This is a genomic window from Streptomyces sp. A012304 (assembly GCF_026008495.1).
Classification (GTDB): domain Bacteria; phylum Actinomycetota; class Actinomycetes; order Streptomycetales; family Streptomycetaceae; genus Streptomyces.
In genome coordinates this window covers 1-309 of record NZ_BQUN01000175.1, presented here as the reverse complement: position 1 = coordinate 309, position 309 = coordinate 1, and the positions used below count along the sequence as shown (strand labels likewise).

General features: G+C 66.0%; 1 protein-coding gene. It reads left to right on the top strand.

Going from position 1 to position 309, the window contains the following annotated elements; all coding sequences use genetic code 11:
* Positions 1–309 (top strand): RHS repeat domain-containing protein (locus tag ALMP_RS35640; RefSeq protein ID WP_264935913.1); only part of this gene is annotated, 309 nt, incomplete at both ends.

Here is a 309-nt window from a genome sequence, read left to right as displayed (position 1 = left end):
CGCAAGGTGAGTTACACCTACGACAAGGCGGGCAACCTGGCCACGTCGACCAACCCGCTGAACCGTACGACCACCTACGCGTACGACGCGATGAACCGGCTGACCAGCCAGACCGAGCCGGTCTCCGACACCAAGTCCATCACCACGTCCTTCGGTTACGACGAACTCGGCAACCGCACCCGCTACACCGACGGCCGCGGGAACACCACGATCTACACGGTCAACACGCTCGGCCTCGCCGAGTCGGTGATCGAGCCCTCGACGACCCGCGACCCGGCGCTTCAGGCGCGCACCTGGACCACCGCGTAC